Here is a 7512-nt window from a genome sequence, read left to right on the forward strand (position 1 = left end):
CGCGGATCGCGATCCGGGCCGGGTCGGCCGCGCCCTCGGCCGCGAGCGCCCTGGCGACGGCCGCGCAGTCCTCCACGTCGACCTCGCCCCACGCCTCGCGCAGCCGCTCGCGGTAGGCCCGCCCGTAGCCGGTGGACCCGCCGTAGTTGACCTCCACGACGCCGATGCCCCGCGAGGTGAAGTACGCCAGCTCCATGTCGAGCACGGCCCGCACGTGGCTCGTCGGCCCGCCGTGGACCCACACCGCGTACGGCGGCAGCTCGCCTTCGGGCCCTTCGAAGTCGGGGTTGCGCGGCGGGTAGACGTGCGCGTGGATCTCCCGCCCGCCCGGACCCGTGAACGTCCGGTGCTCGGGGACCGGCAGGTACGCCCGGTCCACCGCGTCCCGGTACTCGGCCGCGACGACTTTCGCGCCGCCCGTACGGGAGTCGACCTCGACCACCTCGTACCCGGTGTGCGCGCTCGCGGCCAGGCCGTACACCTTGTCGCCCACGGCCGCGAGCCCCGGCGACCACTCGGTCCACGGGCCCTCGACGAGGTTGATCCTGCGCTCCCAGGCGTCGAAGATCCCGAGCCTGCCCTCGCCCCTGCCGTGGACCGCGGCGATGTCGCCCGAGGCGAGGATCTGGAACCACTGCGACCCGAGTGTCCACAAGGGCCCGGCGAACTCGGCCTCGGCCTTGAGGATCGGCCCCTGCTCGCCGGTGTGCGGGTCGATCCAGTGCAGGTTCCACCAGCCGGTCCGGTCCCCGGCGAACACGAGCGTGTCGTCCCGGGTCCACTCGACCTGCGCGATCGACTCGCCTACGCCTCCTGCGACCGTGCGCGCGTCGGCCAGGTCACCTTCCGCCGTGACCTCGGCGACCCGCAGTTCCGTCTCGTCCCAGGGCATGTGGGGGTGGTTCCAGGCGATCCACGCGATCCCGTGGCCGCTGGGGCTGAGCCGGGGGCAGGCGAGGAACCGGTACGAGTCGTCGGTCAGCTCCCGCACCCGCGCATCGTCCCCGTACCTCGTCAGGTCGACCGCGGCGAGCACGCGCCGCACGTCGGTCGGGTCCGGCCCGGTGTGCTCCTCCAGCACCGCCCACGCCTCGTACCGCTCCAGGTCCACGACCGGCTCCGACCAGCGCAGCGCGCCCGGGAACGCCGGGGCGGGGCTGATCGGCAGCGGCTCGCGGTACCGGTCCGGCTCGAACACGTACAGCCGCTGGTCCTCGTAGTTCGTGAACACGATGACCGGGCTGCCGTCCTCGCCGATCGCGCCCGCCCACGGGCGGCCGCCGTACTCGTGGACGCGGTTGCGCACGTTCCACGGCGCGGGCAGGACCGTCTCGGTCGTGCCGTCCTCCTTGCGGCGCACCAGGGCCCGCCGCCCGCCCTCGGCGGGGCGCGGCTCGGTCCACCACAGCTCGCCGCCGACCGCGCCGAGGAAGCCCGGCCTGCCGTCGGACTCGGCCACCAGGTCGGTGCCGACGGGGGAGTCCCAAGCGCCGTACGGGGATCGCTTCACGGTGGTCTCCTAAGCGTTGAGCAGGAAGTCGTCCAGGACTCGCAGGCCGAACTTGAGCCCCTCGACCGGGACCCGCTCGTCGACGCCGTGCGCGAGCTTCCCGTACCCGAACCCGGGCGGCAGCGCCAGCGGCGAGAACCCGTACCCGGTGATCCCCAGGCGCGAGAACGGCTTCGCGTCGGTGCCGCCGGACATGCAGAACGGCACCGGGTGCCCCTTGGGGTCGTGCTTGCGGATCGCCGCGCGCATCGCCGCGAACGTCGGGGAGTCGACCGGCGCCATGAGCGACTCGTCGCGGTGCGCGTACCGCCACTGGACGTCGGGCCCGCACAGCTCGTCGAGCGTCGCCTCGAACTCGGCCTCGCCCCCGGGCACCACACGTCCGTCCACTTCGGCCCTGGCGTGCTCGGGGATGACGTTGACCTTGTACCCGGCCTCCAGGATCGTCGGGTTCGCGCTGTTGCGCAGGGTCGACTCGACCAGCTGCGCTGCCTCGCCCAGGCCGCTCAGATCCTCGAAGTCCGGTTCGACCCCGTGCAGGGCCGCCAGTTCGGTCACCGCGGCCTCGACCACGGGCGTCACCCGCAGCGGCCACCGGTGCGCGCCGATCCGCGCGATCGCGCCCGCGAGCTTGACGACCGCGTTGTCGGGGTTCTTCTTCGAACCGTGCCCGGCCCTGCCCCGCGCCGTCAGCTCCAGCCAGGCCGTGCCGCGCTCGCCCGCGCCGATCGGGTAGATCCGCATCCCGTTGGAGTGGAACGTGAACCCGCCCGACTCCGAGACGCCCTCGGTGCACCCGGCGAACAGGTCCGCGTGCGCCTCGGCGAGGTACCGCGAGCCGTAGTCGGCCTCGGCCTCTTCGTCGGCGATGAACGCGAAGACGATCGACCGCCGCGGCCGCACCCCTTCGCGGGCCCAGGACCGCACGGCCGCGAGCATCATCGCGTCCATACTCTTCATGTCGATCGTCCCGCGACCCCAGAGCATCCCGTCGGCGTCGATCTCGCCCGAGAACGGGTCCACCGACCAGTCCGAGGCCGCCGCCGGGACGACGTCCAGGTGCCCGTGGACCAGCAGCGCCGGCGCCTCCGGGTCCGAGCCCTCCAGCCGCGCGACCACATTGGACCGGTTCGGGGCCTTCTCCAGGATCACCGGCTCCAGCCCGGCCTCCGCGAGCCGCTCGGCCGCGTACTCGGCGGCCGCGCGCTCGTTCCCGTCCCCGCCGCCCCGGTTCGTCGTGTCGAACCGGACCAGGTCCCGCGTGAACTCGACGACCTCTTCGAGTGCCCTGCCGTCAGCCATACTGCTCCTCCATCGCCGCGCTCGCGATCGTCGTGACCGCCTTGAAGCAGCGGATCGCCCCGTACATCGTCGCAGCCTCATAGCCGACCCGCCGCTCGCCGCACACCGCGACGCCGGGAATCACCTCGGCCGCCCGCGCCAGGTGGTCGGCGTCGAACTCGACCTCGACCCGGTGCGGCACCACGATCGGGTCATGGCGCACCGCCAAAGCCGTCGCCGCCGCGGCCCCGGCCGTGATCGCCTCCGCGGTCACCTCGGGCGGGTCGCACCGGGCCGCGTACCGCGACACGCACTCCTTCACCTGCACGCCGACCGCTTCGGGCGCATAGCCTCTCGCGTCCTCGATCGTCTTGTCGTCGCCGATCACCATGATCACCGGGACCCCGTACTCCGCCGCGACGGCGGCGTTCAGGCGGCCCTCGCTCGCGCGGACCCCGTCGAGCCACACGCCGGTGATCGAGTTCGCCAGGTACGTGTGCGCCAGCACCCCTTCGGCCCCGGCCCCCGCGTGGTAGCCCAGGAACACCACGCCGTCCACGTCCCCGTGCTGCACGCCCTCCATCATGGACAGGTTCTTGTGCCGGCCGGTGATCATCGACGCGCGCGGATCGAGCCGCTCCAGCAGGAGGTTCCGCATCGACCAGTGGGCCTCGTTCACCACCACCGCGTCGGCGCCCTGCATGAACAGGCCCTGGACCGCCGCGTTCACGTCGCCGGTGAACACCGGCCGCATCCGCTCCCAGCCCAGCCCGCCCGGCAGCACGTCCTCCGGGCACGTCACGCCCGTCGCGCCCTCCATGTCGGCGCTGATGAGGATCTTCACGCCGCCATCCTCGCATGCACGAGGTGGCAGGCGACCGCGTGCGCCCCGGACCCCAGCACCGGGTCCTCGCCCTCGCACTGCCCCAGCACCGCAAGGGCACTCCCCGACGCCACCTCCTGGCAGCGCGGCCGGAACCGGCACCCGCCGGGGATCTTCGAGGCGTCCGGCAGCTCGCCCGCCAGCACGATCGGCTCCGCGACCGGCGAGTCCGGCAGCACCGACACCAGCGCCCGCGTGTACGGGTGCTGGGGGTCGGTGAGCACCTGCTCCACCGGCCCCTGCTCCACGATCCGCCCCAGGTACATGATCGCGATCCGGTCCGCGATGCTCCACGCCAGACCCAGGTCGTGCGTGATCACCAGCGCCCCGAGCCCCGCGTCCTCCTTGAGCCGCAGCAGGAGCGACAGGATCTCCCCGCGCACCGACGCGTCCAGCGACGCCACCGGCTCGTCCGCGACCAGGATGCTCGGCTCCAGCACCAGCGCCCCCGCGATGACCACGCGCTGGCGCTGCCCGCCCGACAGCTCGTGCGGGTACGCCAGGAAGAACCGCTCCGGCGGCCGCAGCCCGGCCCGCGCGAGCGCGTCCGCGACCCGCCCCGGCTCGTCGTCGGTGATCCCATGGATTCGGAGCCCCTCGGCGACCGCGTCGTACACGGTGTGCCGCGGGTTCAACGCCCCCGACGGGTCCTGGAGCACCAGCTGCACGTGCCGCCGGAACGCCTTGAGCGCCTTCGTGGACCGCCCCAGCGGCGTCCCCCCGAACGCGACCTCACCGCCCGTGGCCCGCTCCAGGCCCAGCAGCGTGCGCGCCAGTGTCGTCTTCCCGCAGCCGGACTCCCCGGCCAGCGCCACGATCTCCCCGGGCGCCACGTCCAGGTCCACCCCGTCCACGGCCCGCGCGGTCCGCCCGCCGGGCAGCCCGAACTCGACCCGCAGGTCCCGGGCCGTCAGCACCTTATCCACTGACAACGGGCTCCCCTTCCTGGGCGACGAAGCACGCGCTCAGGCGCGGGCCCTCGATCTGCAGCAGCTCCGGCGACTCCTTGCCGCACCGCTCCACGGCCACGGCGCACCGCGGCCGGAACGAGCAGCCCTCCGGCAGCCGTGCCGGGTCCGGCGGGTCGCCCGCCAGCCCTCCGGGTTTGAGCCGTGCGGCCGGGTCCCCGATGACCGGGAACGCCGCCCCGAGCGCCGCCGAGTACGGGTGCCGCGCCTGCGCGAACACCTCGTGCGCCGGCCCCTGCTCGACGACGCGCCCGGCGTACATGACGGCCGCGGTGTCGCACACCGAAGAGAGCACCGACAGGTCGTGGCTGATCATCACCAGGCCCACCCCGCGCTCGGTCACCAGCCCCGAGATCAGTTGCAGCACTTGGGCCTGCACCATCACGTCGAGCGCCGTCGTGGCCTCGTCGGCGATGATCAGGTCCGGGTCGCAGGCGAGGGCCATCGCGATCATGACGCGCTGGCGCTGCCCGCCCGACAGCTCGTGCGGATAGGACCGCAGCCGCGTGGCCGGCAGGCCGACCCGCTCCAGCAGGCCCTCGGCCTTCTTCGCGGCCTTCGCCGCGCTCAAGGTCTTGTCGTGCACCAGCATCGGCTCGGCGACCTGCCGCCCGATCCGCTGCACCGCGTTGAGCGAGTGCATCGCCCCCTGGAACACGATCGACGCGCCCGTCCACCGCACCGCCCGCAGGCGTCCCCACCCCATCTGGAGCAGGTCCTCGCCGTCGAGCAGGATCTCCCCGCTCACCTCCGCGGACTTCGGCAGCAGCCGCAGCACCGCCATCGCGAGCGTCGACTTGCCGCAGCCGGACTCGCCGGCGATGCCGAGCACCTTCCCGGCCTCGACTTTCAGGTCCACGCCGCGCACGGCCGGGATGCGGCCGCGCGAGCCGGTGTACGTGACGTGCACGTCCCGGAACTCCAGGAGCGTCATGCGGGTTCACCTCGCAGCCGCGGGTTGAACACGGCCTCCAGGGCCCGCCCGCACATCATGAACGCGAGCACGACCAGCAGGATCGCCAGGCCCGGCGGCAGCAGGTACCACCACGCGTGGGCCGAAACCGCGCCGTTGTCGCTGGCGCGGTTGAGGATCGAGCCCCACGACACCACGTTCGGGTCGCCCAGGCCCAGCCACGCGAGCGAGGACTCCATGAGGATCGCCGAGGGCACGAGCAGGGTCGCGCTGGCGAGGACGAGGGGGAGGACGTTGGGGAGGATGTGCTTGGTCATCTGGTGCCAGTGACCGGCGCCGAGGGCCCTGGCGCGCTCCAGGTAGGGCCGGTTCTGGACGGTGAGCGTCTGCGCCCGCACGAGTCTCGTGGTGCCCGACCAGGAGACGAGCGCGATCACCAGGATGGTGGTGCCCATGCTGCGGCCGAGGACGGCGAGGAGCGCGATGGCCACGACCAGGCTGGGCAGCACCATGAACCAGTCGGAGATGCGCAGCGCGAACCAGCCGTACCAGCCGCCGACGTGGCCGCTGGTGACGCCGACGGCGGTGCCGATGACGATGGCGACCACGGTCGCGGTGAGTCCGATGAGGAGCGACAGCCGCGATCCCCACAGCGTCAGCGCGAGGATGGACCGGCCCACTTCGTCGGTGCCGAGCGGGAACTCCGCGCTCGGCGGGGCCATGCGCCCGCCGGTGGCCTGGGTGACCGAGAGCGCGGACTCGTCGATGATGACGGGCGTGCAGATCGCGAGGATGACGATGGCGCCCAACAGGACGAGGCCGATCATGCCGGTCCGCTGGGCCCGGTAGGCGGCCCACGAGCGCGCGAACGATTGCCTTCTCCTGGCCCAGGCCAGGGCCCGGGGCGAGGTCGGTGTGGATGTCGTCATGACTTCCGAATCCGTGGGTCGATGAACCAGTAGAGGATCTCGGCGGCGAGGACCGCGATGATGGTCGAGGCCGAGAACAGCACGAACAGGGCCTGGAGGACCGGCCGGTCGGGGTAGAAGATGGCCTGCACGAACAGGCTCCCGAGGCCGGGCCAGCTGAAGACGGTCTCGGTCACGATGGAGCCGTTGACGACCCCGCCGATCGCGAGGAACACCAGGGTCACCGTGGGCAGCAGGGCGTTGGGGACGGCGTGCTTGTCGCGCACCTCGTCGTCCCGCAGGCCCTTGGCCCGCGCCGTCGTCAGGTAGTCGTTGCCGATCTCGTCCAAAATGGAGGATCGCATGATCATGAGGTACCCCGCGTACACGACCGCCGTGTAGGTGAGCACCGGTAGTACCAGGTGGTGGGCGATGTCGAGCGCCTGCGGCCAGAACTCCGGCGGCGTGGACGGCGAGCGCATCCCGTTGACCGGGAAGATCCCCAGGTACCGGGCGAACACCAGGATGACGATCATGCCGAGCCAGAACGTGGGCGCGGAGTACAGGAGCAGGCCGGTGGCGACGTGGCCGCGGTCGAAGCGGGTGCCCTGGCGCCAGCCCGAGCGCGTCCCGATCCAGAAGCCGAGCAGGACCGCCAGGACCATGCCGGTGCCCGAGAGCAGGATCGTGGCCGGGAGCCGCTCGACGATGAGGTCGAAGATGGGTCGGCGGTACTGGAACGAGTCGCCGAGGTCCATCGTCAGCGTCCCGGTGATGTAGTCCCAGAACTGCTGCCACATGGGCTGGTCGAGGCCGAGTTCGGCGCGGAGCGCGGCGCGCTCCTCCGGCGAGACGGGCCGCTCCTTGGTGAGCTGGTCGATCGGGTCCCCGGCGATGAGCCGGAAGATGAAGAACGACGAGAACAGGACCAGCAGGAGCGACACGGCGGCGCCGCCGATGTGCTTGACGAGGTACCGCCCGAAGCCGCTGGTGCTGCGGCCCGGGCGGCGCCCCGCGGACGGGGCGGCGTCGGTCGACGCCGCCCCGTC

7 protein-coding genes are annotated in these 7512 nt (G+C 72.5%); all 7 read right to left on the reverse strand.

Features of this window, described 5'->3' with window-relative positions; genetic code table 11:
- On the reverse strand, positions 1 to 1510 hold a 1510-nt coding region (locus DI269_RS14710; RefSeq protein ID WP_157974997.1), incomplete at its 3' end, for a S9 family peptidase.
- 9 nt (positions 1511 to 1519) lie between these two features.
- Positions 1520 to 2812 (reverse strand): M20/M25/M40 family metallo-hydrolase, encoded by a 1293-nt coding sequence (locus DI269_RS14715; protein WP_112137080.1) that lies wholly within the window; start codon positions 2810 to 2812, stop codon positions 1520 to 1522.
- The gene (locus DI269_RS14720; protein ID WP_112137082.1) at positions 2805 to 3635 is read right to left on the reverse strand and encodes a M55 family metallopeptidase; all 831 of its coding nucleotides are present in this window, start codon (positions 3633 to 3635) and stop codon (positions 2805 to 2807) included. The genes DI269_RS14715 and DI269_RS14720 overlap by 8 nt, the downstream gene beginning before the upstream one ends.
- Positions 3632 to 4606, reverse strand: coding sequence for an ABC transporter ATP-binding protein (locus DI269_RS14725; protein ID WP_198667446.1), 975 nt, complete (start codon positions 4604 to 4606; stop codon positions 3632 to 3634). The genes DI269_RS14720 and DI269_RS14725 overlap by 4 nt, the downstream gene beginning before the upstream one ends.
- Positions 4593 to 5576: an ABC transporter ATP-binding protein gene (locus DI269_RS14730; protein WP_112137086.1), complete on the reverse strand. Its 984-nt coding sequence runs from the start codon at positions 5574 to 5576 to the stop codon at positions 4593 to 4595. Before DI269_RS14730 ends, DI269_RS14725 begins: the two co-directional genes overlap by 14 nt.
- Positions 5573 to 6484: an ABC transporter permease gene (locus tag DI269_RS14735; protein ID WP_112137088.1), complete on the reverse strand. Its 912-nt coding sequence runs from the start codon at positions 6482 to 6484 to the stop codon at positions 5573 to 5575. The genes DI269_RS14730 and DI269_RS14735 overlap by 4 nt, the downstream gene beginning before the upstream one ends.
- The coding region (locus tag DI269_RS14740) for an ABC transporter permease (protein WP_269814165.1) at positions 6481 to 7512 on the reverse strand (1032 nt) is incomplete at its 5' end. The genes DI269_RS14735 and DI269_RS14740, both read right to left, overlap by 4 nt.

Origin of the sequence: Glycomyces dulcitolivorans (genome assembly GCF_003265355.1) — a bacterium.
GTDB classification, from domain to species: Bacteria; Actinomycetota; Actinomycetes; order Mycobacteriales; family Micromonosporaceae; genus Glycomyces; species Glycomyces dulcitolivorans.

Bases quoted from the DNA above. Each gene is read 5' to 3' on its own strand.
- DI269_RS14715 (WP_112137080.1), bottom strand. From the start codon at position 2,812: ATGGCTGACGGCAGGGCACTCGAAGAGGTCGTCGAGTTCACGCGGGAC.
- DI269_RS14730 (WP_112137086.1), bottom strand. From the start codon at position 5,576: ATGACGCTCCTGGAGTTCCGGGACGTGCACGTCACGTACACCGGCTCG.
- DI269_RS14735 (WP_112137088.1), bottom strand. From the start codon at position 6,484: ATGACGACATCCACACCGACCTCGCCCCGGGCCCTGGCCTGGGCCAGG.